Origin of the sequence: Polyangium spumosum (genome assembly GCF_009649845.1) — a bacterium.
Classification (GTDB): Bacteria; Myxococcota_A; Polyangia; order Polyangiales; family Polyangiaceae; genus Polyangium; species Polyangium spumosum.
The window spans coordinates 30,735-54,067 of record NZ_WJIE01000015.1 but is presented as its reverse complement, the minus strand read 5'-3'; the positions used below and the strand labels follow the sequence as shown (position 1 = coordinate 54,067).

Here is a 23,333-nt window from a genome sequence, read left to right as displayed (position 1 = left end):
GGACGGAAGGGGTGGGGGTCTCAGCGCCGGAGCTTCTTCGCCATTTGCTCGCCGAGCTCGCCTGCGCGGTTCGTGGCGGCCTCGACGGCGTCGATGAGGGTGCGGCGCAGCCCGCCGGCCTCCAGCGTGTGCAGGCCCGCGATGGCCGTGCCGCCGGGGCTCGTGACCATGTCCTTGAGGCGCCCCGGGTGCTCGCCCGTCTCGAGCTGGAGTTTGGCCGCGCCATACACGGTCTGCGCCGCGAGCAGCAGCGCGGTGTCGCGGCCGAGGCCGACCTTCACGCCGCCGTCGGCGAGGGCCTCGATCATGAGCATCACGTACGCCGGGCCGCTGCCGGACAGGCCCGTGACGGCGTCGATCAGCGATTCGTCGAGCACCACGCAGCGGCCCACGGCCTCGAAGAGCGCGCGGGCGACCTCGACGTCGTCCTTCGTGGCGTGTGAGCCGGGCGCGATGGCCGTGGCGCCCGCGAGCGCGATCGCCGCGGTGTTCGGCATCGATCGAATGACCCGCGCGCGGTCGGGCAGGCGCGCCTCGATGGCCTCGATCGGCACGCCCGCGGCGACGGAGATCACGACGTCCCCCTCGGAGAGGCCGGCCGCGATGGCGCCGAGGATACGATCGACGATCTGCGGCTTCACGGCGATGACGATGACGTCGGCCCAGCGGACGAGCGCCTCGTTGTCGTCCGTGGTCTCGATTCCGTAGGTCTGGCGGAGCTCGGCGAGCCGCGCTTCCTTCAGATCGCTCGCCCGGATCTGGGCGGCCGACACCGTCTCCGAATGCAGGAGGCCCCGGATGAGCGCGGACGCCATGCTCCCGCCGCCCAGAAACCCGATTCGCCGCCCTTCCATGCGTTTGCGCAGATCGTTCATCGTGTCCCTTCCAGCCGCGCACCCTACCAGAAGAGAGGACATCCGGGGGAGCGCCGTGATCGTCCAAACCGCAAGCGTTCGACGCTTGGGGCTCCGGGTCGCCTGGCGGCGCCCTTCGCCCCAAACCCCCCTTGCGCGACCGGGGCTCGCGATTCATCCGTTAGGCTCGGAATGAAGTGGAGCCTCGGCCGGTTCGCTCGCCCGGAGGTTCGAGGGGAGAATTCATGATGTCCGTCCGTTCGTCCCAGCGCGGGTCTTCATTCGTTGCTCGTTCGGCGATCGCCCTGGTGCTCGCCACGGGAATGCTCGGCTCCCTCGGTTGTGGTCACGAGGCGCACGCGACCCCGCCGCCGCCGTCCACGCAGGCGCTCGCGCAGCAGGTGTCGACCGAAGCGGCCGCGGCCGTGACGGCGGCCGCCACGCCGCTCGCGCCCGCGCCCGTGCCGGCGACGTTCGACGTCGCCGACCTCGCCCAGCGCGTGACCCCGGTGGTCGTCAACATCACGACCACGCAGAAGGTCCAGGGCGGCCCGGGCTTCGGGGGCGTGGATCCTTTTGATTTCTTCTTTGGTCCTCGCGGCGGCGGCGATCGCTCGCCGCGTGGCCCCGATCGCCCGATGGCGCGCAGCGCGCTCGGCACGGGGTTCATCATCGACGCCGAGGGGTACATCGTGACGAACGCGCACGTGATCGACGGCGCGGACGACGTGAAGGTGCGCCTCGCGGACGAGCGTGAGTTCGCCGCCGACGTCGTCGGCAAGGACTCCAAGCTCGATCTCGCGCTGCTCAAGCTGCGCGGCGCGAGTGGCCTGCCGGTCGCGGCGCTCGGATCGAGCGAGGGCTTGCGCGTGGGCGAGCACGTGCTCGCGGTCGGCAACCCCTTCGGGCTCGGGCACACGGTGACGCTCGGGATCGTGAGCGCCAAGGCCCGCTCGATCGGCGCCGGGCCCTACGACGATTTCATCCAGACCGACGCCAGCATCAACCCGGGCAACAGCGGCGGCCCGTTGTTCAACTGGAAGGGCGAGGTGATCGGCATCAACACGGCCATCCGCGCCGGGGCGAACGGCATCGGCTTCGCGACGCCGGTCGACGCGCTGAAGGACGTGCTCTCGCAGCTCCGCGAGAAGGGCCACGTCGAGCGCGGCAAGCTCGGCCTGCTCTTCCAGCCGCTGACGGCCGACCTCGGCAAGGCGTTTGGCATGGACGCGCCGAAGGGCGCGCTCGTCTCGGATCTCGAGCCGGGCGGCGCGGCGGCGCGGGCGGGCATCAAGCCCGGCGACATCGTCGTCGCGGTGAACGGCACCCCGATCCTCCACGCCGAGGACCTGCCCCGCAAGGTCGCGCGTCACGCGCCGGGGACGACGATCAAGCTCTCGCTCCTGCGCGGCGGCAAGCCGCTCGAGGTGAGCGCGAAGCTCGACGCCTTGAACGACGTCGAGATCGACGACACGAGGTCCACGCGCGGGGATGGTTCGAAGGCGCCGGCCGCGGCGAACAAGTTCGGCTTCCGCTACTCGGATCACCCGAGCGGCGGCGTGCGGGTCGATCGGGTGACGGACGGCGAGAGCGAGCTCGTGCCGGGTGACGTGCTCGTCGAGGTGAACGGCGCGCCGGTGCGTGACGCCAAGGGCCTCGAAGCCGCGCTCGCCAAGCTGAAGCCCGGCACCGTGGCGGCGCTCAAGATCCGTCGCGGCAAGATCACGCGGTTCGCCGCGTTGCCCGTGAAGTGAAGCTCCCTCCCGCTTGACAGCGCCCGCGCCGCGCGGTGCTGTCGCCCCCATGAACCCCGCCCCGTCCCCGCTGCGGCGCCTCTCGGAGGCGCCGCGCCTCTACGTGCAGGAGGGTTTTGTCTCCGACGAGGAGGTGCGCCACGTGCTCGCGTCGTACGGCGATCGCGAGGCGCTCTCCCGGCGCGGGCTCGCGTGGACGACAAACGAGACCGGTTTGTCGAGCGAGCTGCCCGTCCGGCAGGACGCCGTGCTCGCGGCGATCGCGGCGCGTATCGAGGCGACCCTCGGTTTTTCTTGCGCGTTGTCCGAGCCGAGCTTCCGGTTTCGCCGCTACACGCGGGGCGACGCGCATCCGCCGCACCTCGACGAATACAAGATCGGCGAGGCGCGCCTCGTGGCGACGGCGCTCGTTTATCTCACCGACGCCGAGAGTGGGGGCGAGACGTCGTTCCCGCGCGCCGAGCCTCATCCGGTGGCCGTCTCCGCGCGCCTTGGCCGGCTCGCGTTCTGGTTCAACCATCGGCCCGACGGGAGCGTGGACGAGGCCGCGCTCCACCAATCGAAGACGCTTCACGAGGGGGACAAGGCGACGATCGCGTATTTCGTGTACGCCCCCGTCGAGGCTGCCCGCGTGACCGTCGCGGTCGCGGACGAGGCGCCGCTCGGGAGAGCTCACCCCTCGCGTCGATTCGTGTGCGTGACCGACGGCGCGCCCGAGGCGACGACGCGGGTCCTCGCGGAGGCGTGCGCGGCGCGTGGGGTCTCGTACGAGGAGGTCCACGCGGCGCATTTCGATTTCACCACGGTCGAGCCGCTCTCGCCGGGGACCTTGCTCTTCCGGCCGTCCGTCTCGTTATCGGCGATCCGCGTGGAGCAGGCGCTCTGGGGGCCTGGGGTCGTGACGTTCCACCGGGAGCCGGACGGCGTGTTCCGCGACATCGGGCCCGATTACGCGGTCCTCGAGCGGCGAGGGATCTCGGTGCCGCGGTGGATCTGGGGCAACACGACGAACCGGGCCCTCTTGCGGCGATACGTGGAGGACCTCGGCGGGCTGCCGATCGTGATGAAGTTCGCCGGCGGCTCGGGGGGCGTCGGGGTGCTGCGCATCGACAGCCTGGCGGGGCTGTTCTCGACGATGGATCACGCGCTCGCCTCGGGCCGGATGCCCGTGCTCTCGGCGTACGTGCCCGACGCCACGCATTTTCGTTGCGTCGTGGTGGGCGACCGCGTCGCAGGGTACTGGCGCAATCGACGGGACGAGGACGATTTCCGGACCCACGCGTCCGACGATCCGGCCGATTACACGACCCCGCCCGCGCCCGAGATCCTGGCGAGCGCCGTGGCCGCGACGGCGGCGATGGACGTCGAGCTCGGCGGCGTGGACGTGCTCGAGCATCCGAGCGGACGCCATTACGTGCTCGAGGTGAACTTCCCTTGTTATTTCGCGCGTGCCCGGCTCGTCGGCGGGCAGGACGTGGGGGGAGCGATGATCGAGTGGCTCGTGCAAAAAGCGGAGCGGATGGCGGGCGACTAACCCATGCGCTTGTCGCTCTCCTCGGCCGAGCGCTTGTCGCTCTCCTCGGCCTTCCGGGCGGTCTTCTCGTCCTTCTTCTCGTCCTTCCCGGCGGTCCGCTTGTCGCTCTCCTCGGCCTTGCGCTTCTCTTTCTCCTCTTTGCTCTTTCGCGCGGCGTCGTCGTCGGACGCCCGGAGCGGCATGCCCGGCGCGACGCCGAGGGTCGCGGCGCTCTCGGTCGTCGCGGCGCGACGAACGCGGGGACCGCCGGCGGGCGGGGCGACACGCGCCGTGAGGAGGTCGAGGTCGGCGAGCTCGTCGAGCGCGCGGAACACCGCGTCACGCGTCCACCCGTCCGTCCCGGTGGACGCGGCCAGGGCGGCGAGGTCCTGGACGGTGCGGGTGCCGTCGGCATGCGCGAGGGCGAACGCGGCGAGAGGCGAGAGCGCGGGCAGGGCGCCGGCGTCGAACGAGCGAGCTTTCGGGGTCATGCGTGTCTCCAGCGTGGGTGAGGTTCGTCCCAAACGTGACGATCCATATCATGGCGGACCACCGCGCACAGGGGCGACCTACGCTCCCGCGCGAGGCGCGAGCACCCGGGCCGCGCGCGTGGTACCGGGGCGCGGGTGCGTCACGTCGAGCCGGGGGGCGAAACGAAGAGCGTCCCCGCGGCCCCGCGCGGACCACGCGAGGCGATCGCGTGGATGGTCGCCGCGCAGGTCCTGTTCACGATCATGGGGGTCTGCACGCGGCTCGGGTCGCAGCGGTTGCCCTGGTCCGAGGTCGCCGCGGCGCGCGCGCTGCTCGGCGCGGTCGTGGCGATCGGCCTCGCGCGGATGCGCGGCGCCTCGCTCGTGGTCCACGACAAGCGGCTCGCGTGGGCCCGCTCGATCTGCGGGACGGTCGCGATGATCTGCACGTTCTACACCCTCGGCGCGCCGGCGATCGCGCTCGGCGACGCCGTGACCCTCGGCGCGACCTCGCCGATTTTCATCGCGATCCTCGCGCCCTGGCTGCTCGGGGAGCGGAGCGGGCGGATCGTTTGGGTTGCAACGAGCCTCGCGTTCGTCGGCGTGGCGCTCGTCGCTGGGCCGAGCTTCCGGCTCTCCGGCTCGCTCTCGCTGGTCGCGCTGCTCGGCGCCGCGGCGAGCGCGCTCGCGATGATCTGGCTCCGTCGCCTCGGCGCGGGCCGCTCGGGCTCGCCGCGCGAGAGCCCCGAGGCGATCGTGGCGCATTTCTCCCTCGTGGCGGGCGTGACCCTCTCGCTCGTCGCGCTCCCGACGCTACGCGCGCCGGACCTCGAAGGCGCGCTCTTCCTCCTGGGCACGGGCGCGAGCGGCGCGTTCGCGCAGATCGCCATGACGCGGGCGTATGCGCTCGATCGCGCGGCGCGCGTGGGCGTATGGAGCTACCTCGGCGTCGTGCTCTCGCACTTCGCGGCGATCGGGATCCTCGGCGAAAGGGAGGATCCGACCGGCCTCGCGGGCGCGGCGCTGGTCGTCGCGGCGGGCGTGTGGCTCACCTGGTCCGGCTTGCGTGAGGCGCGGGCGACCGCCGCGCTCGCGTCGCCCTCTTTTCAATGCTCGGACGAGCCGAGCTGCGCCCCGAAGCCCCCTTGCCAAACGGGGCGATGACCGCGATCCTCCCCTCGATGTCGCCGCGCAAGATTCGCAAGATCGCCATCAACACCGGGGGCGGCGACGCGCCCGGGCTCAACGCCGTCCTCCGCTCCGTCGCGCTCTCCGCGATCGAGCGGGGCATCGAGGTCTGGGGCATCAAGCACGGCTACCGCGGCCTGCTCGAGGACGAGCCCGGCGGCCTCGTGCGGCTCGATCGTGACGCCGTGCGAGGCATCATGCACCTCGGCGGCACGATCCTCGGCACCGCGAACCGCGGCGATCCCTTCCACTACCCGACCGAGGAGGGCGGCAAGCTCGTCCCCAAGGATCGCTCGGGTGAGCTCATCGAGCGCTTCAAGCAGAAGGGCTTCGACGCGCTCGTCGCGGTGGGCGGCGACGGCTCGATGCGGATCGCGAACGAGCTGCTCGAGCGAGGGTTGCCGCTCGTCATCGGCGTGCCGAAGACGATCGACAACGACGTCTACGGCACGGAGCTCACGTTCGGCTTCGACACGGCGGTCTCGATCGCGACCGAGGCGATCGACCGGCTGCACTCGACGACGGAGGCGCACGAGCGCGTGATGGTCGTCGAGCTGATGGGGCGGCACGCGGGCTGGATCTCGCTGCGGGCCGGGATCGCGGGCGGCGCGGACGCGATCCTGATCCCGGAGGTGCCGTTCTCGTACGAGCCCATCGTGGAGAAGATCCTGCAGCGCGAGTCGCGCGGGCGGCGCTTCTCGATCGTCGTGGCGGCCGAGGGCGCGGTGCAGAAGGACGGCGACGTGACGGTGCGCGAGGCGGGGGACGTGTTCCGGCGCGTGGCCGTGCTCGGCGGCGTGGCCGAGCGCGTGGCCAAGGAGCTCGGGGCGCGCACGGGCAAGGAGACACGCTCGATGGTGCTCGGCCACCTGCAGCGCGGCGGCGGGCCGACGACCTTCGATCGGCTGCTCGCGCTCCGCTTCGGCGCGGGGGCCGTGCGTTTCCTCGACCAGGGCTGCGAGAGCGGCATGGTCGCGTTGCGTTGTCACAAGATCGAGCTCATCCCGCTCTCCGAGACCGCGGGCCGCACGAAGACCGTGCCGCTCGACTGCGACACGGTCACGACGGCGCGCGAGATGGGCATCAGCTTCGGCGACGAGCCCGCGGGCAGGTTCGCGGCGGAAAGAACGGCGGCGTCGTGAAGGCGCCGCGGGGGATCACGCTCGGCCTCGCGCTCGCGCTCGTCGCGCCCGCGGCGCTCGCGAAGGAGCCGAGCAAGGCAGAGGTGCAGCTCGCCAGGGACATGGTGAAGGACGCCATCGTCGAGGTGAAGGCCGGGCGCTGCGACGACGCGATCTCGATGCTCGAGCAGGTCGTCGCGATCCACGAGACGGCCGAGGCGTTCCTTTATCTCGGCGAGTGTCAAGCCACGACGGGCAAGCTACGCGCGGCCGTCGCGTCGTGGAAACGCGGCGCAGAGCTCGCGGACGGGCAGAAGGACAAGGCCCGCCGCGAGGTGATGGAGAAAAAACGCAAGGAGATCGAGCCGCGGATCCCCACGATCCGGCTGAAGCTCCCGGCGGACGTCTCCGGCGTCGTGGTGACGATCGACGGCGAGGCCGTCCCGGAGGACGAGCTCGGCGAGCCCGTGCCCGTGGATCCCGGCGCGCGTGTGATCGAGGCGAAGGCGCCGGGGCGCGAGGCGTTCTCGACCAAGGTCGAGGCGGAGGACGAGGCGAAGCTCACGGTCGAGGTCACGCTGAAGGAGATCCCGAAATCGGGAGCCGCGGCGTCGAACGGGAGCGTCGTGCCCCTCGGCACGTGGATCGCGGGGGGCGCTGCGGTCGCGCTCCTCGGCGGCGGCGTGGCGGCGTACCTTCTGGCGGGCGCGCATGCCGAGGCGGGGGCGATCGAGTGCGGCATGCGTGTGCAGTGTGGCGCAGACCGCATCGACTACGTGCGCACCTACGATGGCCTGGCGCTCGGGGCGTGGATCGGCGCGGGGCTCGCGGCGGGCGCGGCCGTGGGGATCTGGGCGCTCTCGCCGAAGAAGGCGACGAAGGACGAGGTGTCGGCGCGCGTCCTCGTGGGACCGACCTCCGTCTCGATCGTCGGTCGGTTCTGAGCGGAGTTTGACAGTCCTCGAACGAGATCGATATCTTGGCCAGGCAGGCGGAGAGCCTGTCGAAACGGCCCGAAACATGACCAAAGTCCTCGTATTCGAGAGCGATCACGCGTTTGCCGGGGAGCTCCGTACGGAGCTCGGGCGTCTCGGCTGCACCGTGCAGGTCGTCGACGATGGTAACGCCGGGCTTCAGCTCGCCGCGAGCGACAGACCGGACCTGATCCTTCTGTCCATCGAGCTGCCGCGCATGAACGGCTTCTCGGTGTGCAACAAGCTGAAGAAGGATCCGCTGCTCAAGGACGTGCCGCTCGTCATCATGTCGAGCGAGTCGACCGACGAGACGTTCGAGCAGCACAGGAAGCTGCGCACGCGGGCCGAAGACTACGTGCACAAGCCGATCGCGTTTGGCGAGCTGCTCGGGCACATCCGGGCCCTCGTGCCGATCGACGCGACGATCGAGCCGGACGCGATCGTCATCGACGACGCGGAGGTCATCGACGAGGACGAGGTCGAGGACGTCTCGGAGGACGCGGAGGAGGCCGCCGCACCCCCGGAGGGCGGAGCCGAGCGCGAGATCGACGACTTCCTCGGCGGCGCCTTCGATCGCATGATGGTCGACGACGACGAGGAGAAGACACGCGCGCAAGTGTTGCCGGTCATCCCGCCTGCGCCGCCTGCGCCTGCGGTCGCGCCGCCTGCGCCGCCTCCACCTGCGCCTGTCGCCGCGCCGCCTGCGCCTCCTGCGCCTCCTGCGCCGGCCGCGGCTGCGCCGCCTCCCGCTGCGCCGCCTCGTCCCACCGGGAGCACCGCCGCGTTGCCTCCGCGTCCGACCCCGGCGGCGGGCGCGCCTGCGACCACGCGCTCCGTGCCTCCGCCCGCCGCGACGTTCCGCGTGAGCGAGCGCCCGCCGGCCCCGCAAGCAGCGGACGCGGCCGAGCTCGAGCGCCTCCGCGCCGAGCTCGCGCGGAGCAAGGACGAGCTCACGCGGAACAAGGACGAGCTCACGCAGGCGAAGGACGAGCTCACGCGGAGCAAGGACGAGCTCACGCAGGCGAAGGACGAGCTCACGCGGAACAAGGACGAGCTCACGCAGGCGAAGGGTGAGCTCACGCAGGCGAAGGGTGAGCTCACGCAGGCGAAGGATGAGCTCACGCGGAGCAAGGACGAGCTCACGCAGGCGAAGGACGAGCTCACGCAGGCGAAGGGTGAGCTCACGCAGGCGAAGGGTGAGCTCACGCAGGCGAAGGGCGAGCTCACGCAGGCGAAGGACGAGCTCACGCGAGCGCAAGCTGGCTCGGCGCGCGTCGAGGTTGATGTCACGGGGGCCCAGCACGAGCTCGCGACGCTCCGGGACGAGCTCGCGCGCAGCCGCGACGAGGGCACGCGCCTCGCAGACGAGCTCCAGGCGTCGCGGGCCGACGTCGCGCGGCTCGAAGCCGACCTCGCCAAGGCGAGCGCGGGCTCGGCCGACGTGGCCAAGCTCAAGCGCGAGGCCGAGGAGCTCAAGGCGAAGCTCTCCGCGGCGATCGCCGCGACGGCAGCCATGCAGGGCGGCGGCAACCTGACCGGCACGGCGGCGCTCACCGCCACCGCCCGCCTCGGCGGCGTGTCGAGCCGCGAGTTCCTCGACCTGCGCGAGGCCCTGAACAAGAAGGACAAGGAGATCCTGGCCCTGCGCGAGCAGCTCTCGCAGAAGGACAAGGAGCTCATCGATCTGCGGGACCAGGCGCTCGTCCTGGAGCGCGAGAAGGCCGATCAGCTCGATCGCATGATCGAGTTCGAAACCGCGCGCGAGCAGGTCGAGGCCGAGCTGAACAAGCTGCGCGGCGATCGCGAGGCCCTCGAGCAACGCGTGCTCAACTTCCAGATGCTCCTCGAGCGGGTCGAGGAGAAGCTCGCGATCCGCGAGTCGGAGCTCGCCGCCGCGCGCCTCGACCGAGAGGCCGCGATCGCCATGCGAGAGGAGCAGCTCCGGACGTCGAGCGAGACACTCGCGCAAGCCATCACCGACGCGGAGACCCGCACGCGCGCGAGCGAGGTCGAGCGGCTCGGGAAGGAGCACGCCGCCGAGATCACGAGGCTCGGCGAGGAGCACGCGGCGGCGATCGCGAAGCTGCGTGACGAGCACGCGGCCGAGATCGGCGAGCTCAGCGCGGAGCAGGGCGCGGAGCTCGGCAAGGCGCGCGAGGAGCTCGGCGCCGAGATGACGAAGCTGCGCGAGGAGCACGCGGCCGAGGTGGCGAAGCTACACGAGCAGCACGCGGCCGAGGTGGCGAAGCTGCGCGAGGAGCACGCGGCCGCGCACGCCGCGGAGCTCGAAGAGGAGCGCGAGGTCCGCAAGCGCGCGCTCGCCGATCAAGAGACGGCGTCGCGGGCGGCCGCCGCAGCGCTCGAGGCGCGGATCGCCGCGCTCGGCGCCGACGTCGCGCGGCTCGAGGAGGACCTGAAGAAGCGCGAGGAGGAGCGCGCCGCGCTCGCCGCGGAGAAGGAGACGCTCGTGGCCGACGCGGTCAACGCCGCGTCGCGCCTCTCGCGTGTCCGCTCGCGCTGGGACGAGGACAAGCTCGCGCTCGAGCGCGCGCGCGAGTCGTTGATGCAAGCCGTCGCGAAGATCCAGGAGGTCGAGTCGCGGACGATCGACGCGGACTGAGCGGCGATCGTCGCTCAGCCCGAACGCGCGCGGAACGCCTCCGGCAGGAGCGCTGCGAGCGACGTCGTGCGCGTGAGGCTCGGATCCCCCGCGACCGACATCCGGATGGGCAGGTCGTCGGCGAACTCCGCGAGCGTCTGCCGGCACATCCCGCACGGCGCGCCGATCGGCGGGCTCGTGGCGCCCGGCCCGAGCTTCGACGTCCCCGGCGTCACGACCGCGAGCGCCACCGGATCCCGCTCGCCCGCCGCGACCATCTGCACGATGGCCGATCGCTCCGCGCAGATCGAGAGACCGTACGACGCGTTCTCCACGTTGCAGCCGGCGAAGACCTTGCCCGAGGCCGTGAGCAGCGCGGCCCCGACCTGGTAGGCCGAGTACGGCGCGTGCGCGCGCGTCTGCACGTCGAGGGCCGCGCGAACGAGCGCGTCCCAGTCGATGTTCGTTCGAGGATCGGTCAAGCCGCGCCTCCTCGCCAGCTCCCGCCGCCGGTGATCGCCGCGCCGACCTTCTGCACCCAGGTCGAGAGCAACGACGTGAACCGCTCGCGCGACTGCCGCGCCGTCTCCTCGACCTCCTTGTGATCGAGCGGCCTCGGGCTGAGCCCCGCGGCGAGGTTCGTGATGCACGACATCGCCCCGCACCGCACGCCCATGTGCCGGAGCGCGATCACCTCGTGCACCGTGCTCATGCCGACCGCGTCCGCGCCGAGCGTCCGGAGCATCGTGATCTCCGCGGGCGTCTCGTACGACGGGCCGAGCAGGCCTGCGTAGATGCCCTCGTGGATCGACACGCCGCTGTCCGAAGCGGCCTCGCGCGCGAGCGCCGCGATGCGCCGATCGTAGGCGTGGGTCATGTCGGGGAAGCGCGGGCCGAGCCCGGCCTCGTTCGGCCCGACGAGCGGGTTCTGTCCCGTCAGGTTCAGGTGATCGCGGATGAGCATCAGGTCCCCGGGCTGGAAGGTGGGCCTCGTGCCGCCCGCGGCGTTCGTCAAGAGCGCCGCGCGACAGCCGAGCCGCGCGAGCAACCTCGCGCCGAACACCGCGCGCTCGGGCGCGTGGCCCTCGTAGAGGTGCACGCGGCCCTGCAGGCAAGCGACGGGCACCCCGTTCGCGAGGCCGATCCAGAGCTTGCCTGCGTGCCCGACGATGGTCGACACCGGCATGAAGGGGATTTCGCTGTAGGGGAGCACCACGGGTTCCGCGAGGCTCTCGGCCCACGCGCCGAGCCCCGAGCCGAGCACCACGCCGACCACCGGGGTGATCGGGCTCTTCGCTCGGATGACGGAGGCGGCCTCGTCGAGGTGGGAGATCAGGCTCATTTTTCGGAGGGTAGTACAGGGCGACCGGCCGGGTAAACGTTTGCCCGCCCGTCTGGACGTTCGTGCGTTCGAGAAGGGTGCAGGGTTCGAGCGACCGTGATAGGGTGCGCGCCCTCCTGCGTCGTGGGTGGCGCTTTCGCGCCCGTGCCTCGCGCGAAAACTCGCTGTCCAAAAGCTTCCAAGGTGAATCCGATGAGCACGTTCGAAGAGTTCCTCAAGGCCAAGTCGATCGACCCGCGCAGGCTCGTCGCGGCGTCCCAGCAGATCGAGAAGCTCCGCCCCGAGGATCGGTCGATCCGTCTGCAGAAGCGTCAGGCCCGCAAGAGCGAGGACGGCGCGAAGAAGAAGGAAGGGCTGAAGAAGCCCCGCAGCGGCCGTCCGGTGACGGACCGCGCGGTCGCCTCGGCGATCGCGGGCAAGCCGATCAGCGGCCCGCAGAAGACGCGTATGCTGCGCGCGGTCAACCACATCCTCGAGCAGAAGAAGCAGGAGAAGGTCGACCTCAAGGCGATCTTCCCCGGCGGCAAGAAGGTCGTGGCCTCGCAGGCCGAGAGCCTGCCGCTTCAGCGCTGACGTGTCCCGCGCACGCGCCGCCGGCAGGCCGATCAGGGCTCTCCGAGCTGGCGGCGCGTGACGCGTCGCCGAGACAGGTCGAGCAGGTCGGCGGCGACGAGAGCGACGGTCAATCCCACGGCGATGTAGATCATGTCGCGACGTTGGGGGAGGCCGCGGGAAATGGACAAATTTCGTGCAAAAGGGCGGGCGGGTGAATACGCCCCCGCCGCCGCGCAACGGACCCCCTCGTGTTCCCCGTGGCGTTGCCGCGCGCGATCGTCCCGCCCTTCCCGGCGCCTGCCGTCCTTCGTGCGTCGTTCCTCGCATGGCCGAGCGCGAGCCTTTCCACTCGAGCCCCCGTGGATCCCGCCGACGTAGACGAGCTCGTCCGGCGCGCCCGGACCGGCGACCGAGGCGCCTTCGCGGAGCTCTACCGGATGCACCGCGAGGCCGTGGCGCGGCTCGTCTTCCGCATGCTCGGCCGCGCGAGCGACATCGAGGACGTGGTGCAGGAGGTCTTCCTCCAGGTGCACCGGAGCCTCGGCGACTTCCGCGGGCAGTCGAAGTTCTCCACCTGGATCCACCGCATCACGGTGAACGTGGTGCTCATGATCCGCCGCGCCGAGCGCAGCAGGCCGGTCTTCGCGGACGAGCCCCTCGCGCCCGAGCACGAGCGCGACCGTGGCCTCTTGCCCGACGAGGAGGCGACGCTGCGGCGGAGGCTCGTGGCGTTCAAGCGTCTGCTCGATCGGATCTCCGAGAAGAAGCGCACCGTGTACGTGCTGCACGACATCGAAGGGATGGCGCCCGCCGAGATCGCCACGATCGTGGACGCGCCCGTGCTGACCGTGCGGACGAGGTTGTTCTACGCGCGGCGCGAGCTCGCCGAGCTGATGCGGGAAGAGCCTGCGCTCGCGCAGCTCGTGGATGAAATCGCGGGCCTCGGGGCGCAGCTCGGTGCGCCCGAGCGGAGCCCGCGATCGTCGGCGCGTCTGGAGGGGAAGACCACGTGAGCGACCACGACTCCCGCGCGCGCTCGCTCGAGCAGATGCGCGACGCGCTCGCCGCCGAGGAGACGCCCGAGCTGCCCTGGGACGTGATGGAGCAAGAGCTCCTTCAGCGTATCGCAGAGGACGAGCAAGCGCGCGCGTCACGAGCGCTCCCCCGCATCGGGCGCGGCGCGCGTGTGGGCCTCGCCCTCTGCGCGGCGGCCGCGGCGGCGATCGCCGTGGCGAGCTTCGGCGCGAGGACGACGAAGGACGAGGCGCCCGCGGGTGTCGCGATCCGGTGGCGCGCGCCCGAGACGATCACGTTCCTGCCGGGCAGCGAGTCCGAGCGGGATCTCTCGCTCCTCCGGCCCGGGGACGGCGTCGCGGCCGGCGAGGCGCCGCTCGTGCTCGTGCTTCGTGGCGCGGTCCGCGTCACGCTCGCGCCCGGCGCGCGCGCCGCTGTCGTCGTCGCGCCCTCGCAGGCCGGCGAGGCGCTCGTGCTCGGCCTCGAGCAGGGCTCCCTGCGCGCCGACGTGACCCCGCGGAAGACCGAAGGCCTCGTCGAGACCTTCGCCGTCGACGTCGGCCGCACGCGTGTCGCCGCGCATGGTACGGCGTTCACCGTCACCCGCGGCCCCGACGATGTCCTCGTGGATCTCGAGCACGGCGCGGTCGCCGTCGGCCCCGCGGGTCGCTCCGGCGTCACGACCGGCCGCCTCCTCGTCGGCCGCGCCCGCGCCTCCTTCTCGCTCGACGGCGGCGAGACCGCCCGCATGCTCCCCGTCGACGAGGACAAGGCCCCGCCGGCGCCGCCCGCGACCACGGAACCACAACCCTCGCCGAAGCCTGCGATCGCCCTGCCTCCGGCGACCGTCGCCGAGCGCCCGCTCGCGCCTGCGCCCGATCGTCCGGACGCGCCCGCTGCGCCGCCTCCGCCTGCGCCCGCGCCGTCGGTCGTGCCGGAGGTCCCGCCTTCGCCGAAGCCCGCGCCGGTCCTCACGCGCGCCTCCGTGCATGCGGGCCTCTCGGGTTGCTTCGACACGTTGTACGGCGGTCGTGACCCTTCCGTTCGCCTCTCGGTCACGGCCACGGTGACGGTCTCGCTCGACGAGGAAGGCGCCGTCTCCTCCGTGCGCTTCGACCCGCCGCTCGAGCCGCCGTTCATGCAGTGCGTGTTCGACGCGCTCCGCCCGGGCAAGTTCGTCGGGGCGAGCGGGAATCTCTCCGTGCCGTTTCAGCTCGGCCGGTAAAACCAATTCGTTTGAAGTCGAACGAATTGGGCGACTCCCTCACCCCCAGCCCCTCTCCCTCGCGGGAGAGGGGAGGGGAGGCGCGGACGAACCTCAGCGAATCGACAGCGGCGCGCCCGTGAGGAGCTGCGTCAGCGCGTGCGTCTCGCGCGCGCCCATCAGGCCGAACTGCACGCCCATCCCGTCGGGCTCCATCCAGCGTACGGTCGCCTTCACGGTGACCTCGTGCTTCACGCCGGGCAGTTGCATGTAGAGGTTCACCGTCGCGTTGAAGGGCGCGGGTTTGTCGGTGACGATGAACATGCCGCCGATGCTGAGGTCGCGCGAGAACGCATCGATGCGCGGCCCATCCCCCACCTGGAACGCGACCGCCAGCCGAACGACCCTGCGCGGGTGTCTTCGCTTCTCCGACAACACTTTCTCTCCTCGTGCCCCGACGGCGTCCTACAATAAACGGTCGGAGGTCGGAGCGCGGTGGCAAAAAACGAGGCGCGCGTCGCCAGAGGGTTCGGCCGGCACCTCGAGGGTTGGCAACCAGGGCTCGTCGCGGTCTTCCTCGCCGCCAGCGGAGCCCTCCTCGCCGTCCCTCGCTCCGTCCCGCCCGCCGAGCTGCCCGTCCCCCTCGTCGAGCCCCGGAGGCTCGCCGAGGTCGCGGCCGAGGACGACGCCCGCGCCCGCGCCGCCGAGGCGAGCCCGCTCGACGCCGACGTCCGCGCCCTCGGCTCGCTCCTCCGCGCCTTCGGCCGCGCCGACGCGGGCGGCGACGACGCCATGCTCGCCGAGCTCCGCCGCCGGATCGGCCCGGCCGCCGCCCGCGCCCTCGCCCAGGGCGACGCCGCCGTCCTCGCGCTCCGCGCCTACCAGCTCCGCTCCTTCCTGCGCGAGGTGCGTCGCTTCGCCTCGACCGGCGAGGCCACGGACGAGCTCGTCGAGCTCGGCGGGCCCTTCGCCGACGTGCTCACCCGCAACGGCTGGTGCGAGGGCCGGCCGCCGTGCGTCATGCACATGGACGAGCGCGCGCAACGCGCCTCCTTCAAGCTCCGGTGGAACGAGATCAGCGGCCTCTCGGGCAGCGCGCTCGCCCTCACGCTCGACGAGCGACGCGCGCTCTACGGCTTCCTCCTCGTGCACCCGCCGCGCGGCGCGGAGGACCAGGCGGCCTTCCTGCTTCGAAAGATCGACGAGCTCGCGGCCCTCGATCCCTCGTACCCGCGCGAGCTCGCGCGCGGCGTCGTGTGGTATCGGAAGGGCGAGTTCGGCCGCGCGGCCGAGCACCTCGCGACGTACCTCGAGACCTCGCCCGACGGCCCGTACGCGCTCCGCGCGCAGAACCACCTGCGCGCCGCGCTCGAGCGCTCGCTCGCCGAGATGCCCTAGGCATCCCGCAGGCGTCCACGCGCCTGCCGCGGGCTCCGATTTCTGTCCCCGCGCCCCTTGCGGTGCGAACTGCCTGGCAACACGTCCCGCCGTGATGTTCCGCCGCACGGTTGACGCCATTTCGTCCTCCGGGACGCCACGCTCGCTCGACACGACGCGGCTCCCGTTCCCTCAAACCATGGTCGCTTGTGAACCTCCGCCGAGCTCGACCACGAGGCTCGCCTTGCCGGACGAGGCCGATCCGAACGCGATCCTCGAGCTCGACATGACCCCCGAGGCGCGTGACTTCTTCGCGGCTTCGCTGCGCGCCCTCGCGGCCTCCGACGTGCCCTTCCTCGTCGGCGGCGCCTACGCGCTCGCCCATCACGCCGGCATGCGCAGGCGCACCCGGGATCTCGACGTCTTTGTCCGGCGCCGGGACGTCGACGCGGCGCTCGCGGTCCTCGAGGCCGCGGGGTACGCGACGTGCGTCGCGTTCCCGCACTGGCTCGCCAAGGCGTGGTGCGGCGACGAGCACGTCGACGTGATCTGGAGCTCGGGCAACGGCCTCGCGGAGGTCGACGATCTCTGGTTCGAGCACGCGAGCCGCGGGGAGGTCTTCGGCGTCGAGGTCGGGCTCTGCCCTGCGGAGGAGACCATCTTCGCCAAGGCCTTCATCCAGGAGCGCGAGCGTTACGACGGGGCCGACGTGGCCCACGTGCTGCGCGCGTGCTGCGAGGACCTCAACTGGCCGCGGCTCGTCGCGCGGTTCGGCGAGCACTGGCGGGTGCTCTTGAGCCAGCTCGTGCTCTTCGGCTTCATCTATCCGACGGAGCAGCACCGCATCCCGCCTTGGGTCATGCGCGAGCTCGTCGCGCGCCTCGAAGCCGAAGCCGCGGCGCCGCCCGAGGGCGGTCGTATCTGCCGGGGCACGCTCCTCTCGCGCGCGCAGTACCTCGCCGACGTGGACGAGGGCTGGGACGACGCGCGCCTCTGGCCCGCGGGCAGCATGACGTCCGAGGAGATCGCCCGCTGGACCGCCGCCATCCACGAGCCCCCCCCGCACCCCTGACCCCTGCCAACCAGGTGAGCACGACTTCGGTTGGCTCGTTACTGGACGATCCGCCAACCTCGTTGTCAAATTTCCTCCCTGACGAGAATAAAGCGGCAAAACTGGACGGCATTCCTTTTGCGAAAGGGGTGGACGGCGCCGTTGCTCCGGCAACCGCGCAACCCAGAAAGGGAGCCCTCCATGAACCGCCGTCCTCTTCGTCCAGGTCTTCCGGGCGTCTTCGCTGCCACCTCCGCCGTCCTCTTTCCCGGGCTCGTGGCCATCGGGTGTCTCGACCGACCCATCGACCTCGTCGAGCCGCGCAGCACCTCGACCATCGTCGAGGTCGTCCCGCACAGCGGCGTCGACAAGATCGACCTCGTCCTCGGCATCGACAACTCGGCCTCCATGGCCGACAAGCAGCAGATCCTCGCCCAGGCCGTCCCCGACCTCGTCGAGAGCCTCGTCAACCCGCCCTGCATCGACGACAAGGGTGTCCCCGTCGCGAGCGCCCTGCAGCCGAAGGGCCCCGCGGAGGACTGTCCGAAAGGCTCGCGCCGCGAGTTCGAGCCCGTGCTCGACATCCACATCGGCATCGTCTCCTCGAGCCTCGGCGGCCACGGCGGCGGCCATTGCCCCGATCTCCAGTCCGATCTGAGCTGCGCCGACACGAAGGTCTCGAAGAACGATCGCGGCCGCCTCGTCTCCCGCGCCGACGTCTGCGCAGAGGACGAGGTCGTCCCGACCTACGCCGACAAGGGCTTCCTCGCCTGGGATCCGGAGCAACGCCTGAGCCCCCCGGGCGAGAAGGAACTCGGCACCCTCGACGGCGCCGAGCCCGGCCTCGTGCCCGCGCTCGCCGACATGGTCCGCGGCACCGGACAAACCGGCTGCGGCTACGAGTCGCAGCTCGAGAGCATCTACCGCTTCCTCGTCGACCCCGAGCCCTACGAGACGATCGACGCCTCCGCGGGTTACGTGAAGGTCAGCGGCACGGACGAGGTGCTCTTGAAGCAACGCAAGGACTTCCTGCGCCCCGACTCGCTCGTCGCGATCCTCATGCTGAGCGACGAGAACGACTGCTCGATCAAGGAGACCGGCTTCTTCTACCGCGCCTCGCACACCTCCGCGATGCCGCGCCCGAGGGCCGAATGCGCCGTCGATCCGAACGACAAATGCTGCAGCTCCTGCGGCCTGCCCGCCCCCGAGGGTTGCCCCGCGGATCCGAGCTGCTTCAACGCCGACGGCAGCGTCGCGACGCTCAAGTCCGCCGAGGACCCCGTCGACCTGCGTTGCTTCAACCAGAAGCAGCGGTTCGGCGTGGACTTCCTTTACCCCACGGATCGCTACGTGAAGGCATTCTCGAGCCCCACGATCACCACCCGCAGCGGCGAGGTCGTGGACAACCCGCTCTTCCCCAAGGTGGACTTCGAAGCGGGCGTGCCCGTCGTGCGCACGCCGGACCTCGTCTTCCTCGCCGGCATCGTCGGCGTGCCGTGGCAGGACATCGCCCGCGATCCGGCGGATCTCACGAAGGGCTACAAGACCGCGCGCGTGATGGCCGAGGACGGGACCTGGGACGTGATCCTCGGTGACCCCGCCGAGGGCGTGCCGCCCGCGGATCCGCTCATGCACGAGTCGACCGGCCCCCGCGCAGGCCACCACCCGATCACCGGCGAGCACACCGACATGTCCGCGGACTCGCCGCTCGGCAACTCCATCAACGGCCACGAGTACGACACGGGCGGCAGCGACCTGCAGTACGCGTGTATCTTCAAGCTGCCCGACGCGACCGATTGTCCGAACGATCCGACCTGCGCCGAGTGCCGCGACGGCTCCGCGGACAACCCGCTCTGCGATCCGAGCGCGCCCACGAAACGCGTCCGCGCCAAGGCCTACCCCGGCCTGCGCCAGCTCGGCGTGCTGCGTGGCCTCGGCGATCAGGGCATCGTCGCCTCGGTTTGTCCGAAGCAGGTCGAGGATCGCACCACGTCCGACTACGGCTACCGCCCCGCGATCGGCGCTTTGGTGGACCGTTTGAAGAGCAAGATCGGCGGCCCCTGCCTGCCGCGCACGCTCGACCGCGACGACGAGGGCGCGGTGAACTGCCTCCTGCTCGAGGCGCGCGCGACCGGCGGCGCCTGCTCGTGTGATCCCGCGCATGCCCGGATCCCCGTCGATCCCAAGCACGCCGCCGCGATCGACGAGGCCCGCGCCCGTTCGCCCGAGTCGAACTGGGACTGCTTCTGCCAGATCCCGCAGCTCGAAGGCGAGGAGCTCTCGGTGTGCCAGAACGACGTCTCGGAGAGCCCGGTCACGCCCGCCGGCGAACCCGTGAGTGGCTTCTGCTACGTCGACGCATCGACCGACCCGGCCGTCGGAAATCCGGCGCTGGTCGCCCGCTGCGCGGAGTCCGAGCGCCGCATGATCCGCCTCGTTGGTGAGGGCGAGCCCTCCCAGGGCGCCACCCTGTTCGTCACCTGCTCGGGTGATTCCAGCCCCTGATCGGGACCGGGACGCACCTTCCCGTCACTGCCCAGCGTTGACGCGCGCTCCGTCCCGGGGGAGACGGGGAGGGGAGCAGCGCGAGACCGGAGTCTTCACCGCATGGGCACGATCATCCGCCACACCTTCCTCGACTCGAACGGCATCCGCATGCACGTGACCGACGCGGGCCGCGGATATCCGATCCTCCTCTGCCACGGCTTTCCGGAGCTCTGGTACTCCTGGCGCCGCCAGATCAACGCCCTCGCCGAGGCGGGCTTCCGCGTCCTCACCCCGGATCTGCGCGGGTACGGCGGCACGGACGCGCCCGAGGAGATCGAGGCGTACGTGATGCGCGAGCTCGTCGAGGACATCCACGAGCTCTTCGACGCGCTCGGCATCGACAAGGCGGGCGTCGTCGGGCACGACTGGGGCGGCGCGCTGGCGTGGCAGTTCGCGCTCCGGCACCCCGAGCGCACCGAGCGCGTCTGTAGCCTCAACGCCCCGCACCTCGCGCCGGCCCCCGTGCCGCCGAGCATCGCGCTCCGCGACGCCTACGGCTTGACGGACAAGACGTACTACATGCGTCACTTCCTCGAGCCGGGCGTCGCCGAGCGCGAGCTCGAGGCCGACGTGCGCGATACGTTCCAGAAGCTCATGCGCCCGGGGAAGTACGCAGACGCCGTCGAGGCGTTCATGACCGTGGGTGATGGGACCTCGTTGCTCGGCAAGATCGGCCCTGGCGAGACGTTCCTGTCGAAGATCGATCTCGACACGTACGTCCGCATCTACAAGCGCACCGGCTTCCGCGGCGGCCTGAGCTGGTACCGCGCGCTGGACCTCTCGTGGGAGCAGGACAAGGACCTGCCCTCCTCGGAGATCGAGCTGCCGGCGATGCTCATTGTGGCGGAGAAGGACCCGCTCCTGCGCGCCGATCTCGTCGAGCAACTGACGAGGCCCCACGTGAAGAACCTGCGCGTCGAGCGCCTCGATTGTGGCCACTGGACGCAGCAGGAGAAGCCGACCGAGGTCTCGAACCTCCTGATCGACTTCTTCGGCGATCTGCGTGATCCGTCGATGGAGTGACGGGCTCAGGTCGAGCGCGTGATCTTCCGGAACCTCTCCGCGAGGCGCCACGCGATCCGCGTCGCCATCGCCATGATCGGGACCTGCGAGTTCACGCCGATGCTCGTCGGCAAGATCGATCCATCCGCCACGAAGAGCCCCGGCAGCTCATACGCCTCGCCGTTCGGATCGACGACCCCGCGCCGCGGATCGTTCGCGGCCCGCGCGCTCCCGAGCGGATGGAAAGCCATGCACTCGATGCGACGCGCGTCGTAGCTCGCCTGCTCGAGTCGGATCGCGTCCTCCCTCGATCGCACCGGCGCCGCGCCCGCCACCGACGTGTAGACCTCGCGCGCGCCCGCCGCGAGCGCCATCTCCGCGAGGATCGTGATCCCGCGGCGCAAACGCGCGAGATCGCGCGGGGCCATCTCGTACGCCAGGATCGGCTCGCGCCCCGGCCCCCTCCGCACCGTGCCTCCGCCTTCGTCGTGCACCATCGCGCCGAACACCGCGAGCCTCCGGACCTCGCGCGCCATCCGCCGCAGCCGCGGGCCCACGCCCGGCATGCTCGCCGCGAGCACGTTCACCGTGCTGTACACCCCGACGAGCTTGATCCCTTCGTGCGCGAAATCGTCCGAGTACACGCTCTGCATCGCGCCGTCCCAGCCGCCGAGCTCCTCGTCGAACATCGCCGCGACGCGCACGCCCGGGTGCAGCGTCACGCGTCGCCCGAGCTTCTCGCTCGCCCGTCCGATCCCGCTCGCTCCGAGCAAGAGCGGCGTGTGCAGCGTCCCGCACGCGGCCACGACCACCGGCGCGCGCACCACGAACGGGAACGAGCGCGCCCCGCCCTCGCCGCCGAGCAGCCAGCCCTCGACGCCCGCCGCGCGCCCGTCCTGCGTGAGCACGCGCGTCGCGAGCGCGTCCGAGACGACCCGCGCACCGCGCGTGATCGCCCGAGGTAGATACGCCACGTCCACCGATCGCTTCGCGCCCGCCGGACAGGTGAAGTTGCACCGCGCGTTGCCCTCGCACGCCTCGGCGTTGCGCCGCAGCGGCTTCATGCCGATCCCGAGCTTCGCCGCGCCCTCGACGAATTTTTGCGTCGATCGTGATCGCATCGCGGCCGGCACTTCGTGCACGGAGATCCTCCGCTCGACGTCCTCGTACGCCGGCTCGAGCGCGCGCTCGGAGAGCTCGTCGAGCCCGAGGTCGTGGACCCATCGATGGTGCACCTCGCCCGGGATCCGGAAGCAGACGCCGCCCGTCAGGAGCGACGAACCTCCCACCGCGCGCCCCATGGTGATGGCGATGATCGGCGTCTGTCCGAGGCCAAACGCGGTCGCCATCCCCGACTCGCGGAAGAGCTTGCGCAGCGCTTCGCTCGGCCGGAACTGCTGGTACTCGTCGGGCCGGTAGTACGGCCCCTCTTCGAGCACGATCACCCGCAGGCCCGCCTCGGCGAGCAACGTCGCCGCCACCGAGCCGCCCGCCCCGGACCCGACCACGACCACGTCACACGAGGCCTCGAACGGCCCCTGCAAGTCTCGCCCGTGGACGATCGGTTCGCCCGATGGGAGGTCGTTCATCGCGCTCGCTCCGGCGCGACGGGTAGCCTGCGACGCGCGCTCGTGCTCGGTCGATCGAAGCCCGTCGAGGCGAGCTCCTCGCCCTCCTCGAAGACGGCCACGCTCGTCGGCACCTTGAAGGCCACGAGCAACATGGCGAGCAGGCCGATCTGGCTCTGCTCGAGCGCCTCCAGGTAGTGGACCCGCCGCGCGATGGGCAGGCGGCTCATGCGGGAGAACGCGCCGATCACGAAGAGCGGCAGCATCTCCAAAAGCAGCGTGAGGACCACGAAGCCGCGGCGCAGGTCGCTGCTCGCGCGGCCCACCGAATGGTCGAGCCACGCGGTCGCGCGCTCGCAGATGGCCGGGCTCGCCGGCACGATCATGCCTCGTTCGTCCTCGTCCGCGTACATGGCCTCCGCGTAGGCGAAGACCACGCGGCGCGACCGCGCCGACAGGCCCCGCACCGGCCAATCGAGCCGATCCACTGCGACTTCGGCTCCCGACTGCGTCCCCGAAGCGACGTCCGACATCGGCCGAAGCCTAGCACTTGTTCGGATGGATACCGGTTTTAGACGTGACGGATCACGAGGGCGGGGGACAAACGCAAAACGCCCCGGGTGGTCCCGAGGCGTTCGGCGGGGTGTTTCTCGCCGAGGTCAGTCGATCAGTAGGGGAGGACGCACTGCGTGGAGCAGGCTCCACTTCCGCCCCAGATGCTCGCCGCGCCCTTCGGCGCGAGGATACCGCCGCAGGTCGTGACCTCGACGGCGTGCGGCGGGCAGGGGGCCTCGACCGGAACGCACTCGCACTCCGGCTCCGGCTCGTCCGGCGGAGCGATCAGCGACGAGGTGCCGCTGCTCGGGGCCTTCACCTGGCAGACGAGCTCGTGATCCGGCGGGCACTCATCGGCCGGCGGCTCCTCGACCGGCGGCTCTTCCTCCGGAGGACAGTCGCACTCGGGCGGCGCGATGAGGTTCGAGGTCCCTCCGACGACCGGGCACTCGCAGGCATCGATGAGCTGCTGCTCACCCTGCCCGACGAACTCCTCCTTCTCGCCGACGCTACACCCGGCGGCGAACGCGAAGAGGGAAGCCATCGCAAAGAGCCCGGAGATCGAACGAAGCGTATTCATGGGGAGACTCCTACGCGCATCGTCGCGCGTCGTGAGAAGCAGCGTCGAATACACGTTCCCCGTGC

Annotated in this window: 21 protein-coding genes; 13 read left to right on the top strand and 8 right to left on the bottom strand. The window is 71.2% G+C overall.

Translation table 11 applies throughout. The features are described from left to right. Positions 1-20: 20 nt before the first annotated feature. Entirely contained in the window at positions 21-875 is an 855-nt protein-coding gene (gene proC, locus GF068_RS34900; protein WP_240807868.1) for a pyrroline-5-carboxylate reductase, read from the bottom strand. Between the two features lie 224 nt (positions 876-1,099). Here proC and GF068_RS34895 point away from each other — a divergent pair, with 224 nt between their 5' ends. Next, a complete protein-coding gene (locus GF068_RS34895) occupies positions 1,100-2,608 on the top strand; it encodes a Do family serine endopeptidase (protein WP_240807867.1) in 1,509 nt (502 codons plus the stop codon). Positions 2,609-2,657: 49 nt separating this feature from the next. Next, a complete protein-coding gene (locus tag GF068_RS34890) occupies positions 2,658-4,142 on the top strand; it encodes a 2OG-Fe(II) oxygenase (protein ID WP_153823861.1) in 1,485 nt (494 codons plus the stop codon). Here the strand turns inward: GF068_RS34890 and GF068_RS34885 are convergent. Further along, complete coding sequence (locus GF068_RS34885; RefSeq protein ID WP_153823860.1) at positions 4,139-4,612, bottom strand: hypothetical protein; 474 nt, start codon at positions 4,610-4,612, stop codon at positions 4,139-4,141. The two genes, GF068_RS34890 and GF068_RS34885, sit on opposite strands and share 4 nt — an antisense overlap. A gap of 135 nt (positions 4,613-4,747) precedes the next feature. Between GF068_RS34885 and GF068_RS34880 the strand changes: the two genes are divergently transcribed. The 4 genes from GF068_RS34880 (at position 4,748) to GF068_RS34870 (ending at position 10,494) form a co-directional block, all read left to right on the top strand. Then, the gene (locus tag GF068_RS34880; protein WP_338046695.1) at positions 4,748-5,755 is read left to right on the top strand and encodes a DMT family transporter; all 1,008 of its coding nucleotides are present in this window, start codon (positions 4,748-4,750) and stop codon (positions 5,753-5,755) included. Further along, positions 5,752-6,921: a 6-phosphofructokinase gene (locus GF068_RS34875; RefSeq protein ID WP_206079616.1), complete on the top strand. Its 1,170-nt coding sequence runs from the start codon at positions 5,752-5,754 to the stop codon at positions 6,919-6,921. Before GF068_RS34880 ends, GF068_RS34875 begins: the two co-directional genes overlap by 4 nt. Next, positions 6,918-7,844, top strand: a complete 927-nt coding sequence (locus GF068_RS43880) for a hypothetical protein (protein ID WP_170319856.1) — start codon at positions 6,918-6,920, stop codon at positions 7,842-7,844. The genes GF068_RS34875 and GF068_RS43880 overlap by 4 nt, the downstream gene beginning before the upstream one ends. Before the next feature lie 76 nt (positions 7,845-7,920). Continuing rightward, positions 7,921-10,494 carry a response regulator gene (locus tag GF068_RS34870; RefSeq protein ID WP_170319855.1) on the top strand — a complete coding sequence of 858 codons (2,574 nt, stop codon included), beginning with the start codon at positions 7,921-7,923 and terminating at the stop codon, positions 10,492-10,494. Between the two features lie 14 nt (positions 10,495-10,508). Here GF068_RS34870 and GF068_RS34865 read toward each other — a convergent pair whose 3' ends face one another. Both GF068_RS34865 and GF068_RS34860 read right to left on the bottom strand, forming a co-directional pair. Further along, positions 10,509-10,955, bottom strand: a complete 447-nt coding sequence (locus tag GF068_RS34865; RefSeq protein ID WP_206079615.1) for a cytidine deaminase — start codon at positions 10,953-10,955, stop codon at positions 10,509-10,511. Continuing rightward, positions 10,952-11,815: a purine-nucleoside phosphorylase gene (locus GF068_RS34860; protein WP_153823858.1), complete on the bottom strand. Its 864-nt coding sequence runs from the start codon at positions 11,813-11,815 to the stop codon at positions 10,952-10,954. The genes GF068_RS34865 and GF068_RS34860 overlap by 4 nt, the downstream gene beginning before the upstream one ends. Positions 11,816-12,007: 192 nt before the next feature. On the opposite strand from GF068_RS34860, the gene GF068_RS34855 reads away from it, so the two are divergent. The 3 genes from GF068_RS34855 (at position 12,008) to GF068_RS34845 (ending at position 14,609) form a co-directional block, all read left to right on the top strand. Next, complete coding sequence (locus GF068_RS34855) at positions 12,008-12,388, top strand: hypothetical protein (protein ID WP_153823857.1); 381 nt, start codon at positions 12,008-12,010, stop codon at positions 12,386-12,388. A gap of 341 nt (positions 12,389-12,729) precedes the next feature. Continuing rightward, positions 12,730-13,383, top strand: a complete 654-nt coding sequence (locus GF068_RS34850; RefSeq protein WP_338046694.1) for an RNA polymerase sigma factor — start codon at positions 12,730-12,732, stop codon at positions 13,381-13,383. Then, a complete protein-coding gene (locus GF068_RS34845; RefSeq protein WP_153823856.1) occupies positions 13,380-14,609 on the top strand; it encodes a FecR domain-containing protein in 1,230 nt (409 codons plus the stop codon). The genes GF068_RS34850 and GF068_RS34845 overlap by 4 nt, the downstream gene beginning before the upstream one ends. A 93-nt stretch (positions 14,610-14,702) precedes the next feature. Here the strand turns inward: GF068_RS34845 and GF068_RS34840 are convergent, their stop codons facing one another. Beyond that, positions 14,703-15,023 carry a PilZ domain-containing protein gene (locus GF068_RS34840; protein WP_153823855.1) on the bottom strand — a complete coding sequence of 107 codons (321 nt, stop codon included), beginning with the start codon at positions 15,021-15,023 and terminating at the stop codon, positions 14,703-14,705. A gap of 60 nt (positions 15,024-15,083) precedes the next feature. Here GF068_RS34840 and GF068_RS34835 point away from each other — a divergent pair, with 60 nt between their 5' ends. From GF068_RS34835 to GF068_RS34820, 4 genes are all read left to right on the top strand, one after another. Then, positions 15,084-15,986, top strand: coding sequence for a SirB1 family protein (locus tag GF068_RS34835; RefSeq protein WP_153823854.1), 903 nt, complete (start codon positions 15,084-15,086; stop codon positions 15,984-15,986). Positions 15,987-16,080: 94 nt separating this feature from the next. Then, on the top strand, positions 16,081-17,037 hold the full coding sequence (locus tag GF068_RS34830) for a nucleotidyltransferase family protein (protein ID WP_240807881.1): 957 nt from the start codon (positions 16,081-16,083) through the stop codon (positions 17,035-17,037). Positions 17,038-17,217: 180 nt separating this feature from the next. Further along, on the top strand, positions 17,218-19,521 hold the full coding sequence (locus GF068_RS34825; protein WP_206079613.1) for a hypothetical protein: 2,304 nt from the start codon (positions 17,218-17,220) through the stop codon (positions 19,519-19,521). Between the two features lie 102 nt (positions 19,522-19,623). Further along, positions 19,624-20,586, top strand: a complete 963-nt coding sequence (locus tag GF068_RS34820; protein ID WP_153823853.1) for an alpha/beta fold hydrolase — start codon at positions 19,624-19,626, stop codon at positions 20,584-20,586. Between the two features lie 5 nt (positions 20,587-20,591). Here the strand turns inward: GF068_RS34820 and GF068_RS34815 are convergent, their stop codons facing one another. The 3 genes from GF068_RS34815 to GF068_RS34805 form a co-directional block, all read right to left on the bottom strand. After that, on the bottom strand, positions 20,592-22,154 hold the full coding sequence (locus tag GF068_RS34815; protein ID WP_153823852.1) for a GMC family oxidoreductase N-terminal domain-containing protein: 1,563 nt from the start codon (positions 22,152-22,154) through the stop codon (positions 20,592-20,594). Beyond that, complete coding sequence (locus tag GF068_RS34810; RefSeq protein WP_153823851.1) at positions 22,151-22,666, bottom strand: hypothetical protein; 516 nt, start codon at positions 22,664-22,666, stop codon at positions 22,151-22,153. Before GF068_RS34810 ends, GF068_RS34815 begins: the two co-directional genes overlap by 4 nt. A gap of 134 nt (positions 22,667-22,800) precedes the next feature. Then, entirely contained in the window at positions 22,801-23,268 is a 468-nt protein-coding gene (locus GF068_RS34805; protein ID WP_153823850.1) for a hypothetical protein, read from the bottom strand. Positions 23,269-23,333 lie beyond the last annotated feature (65 nt).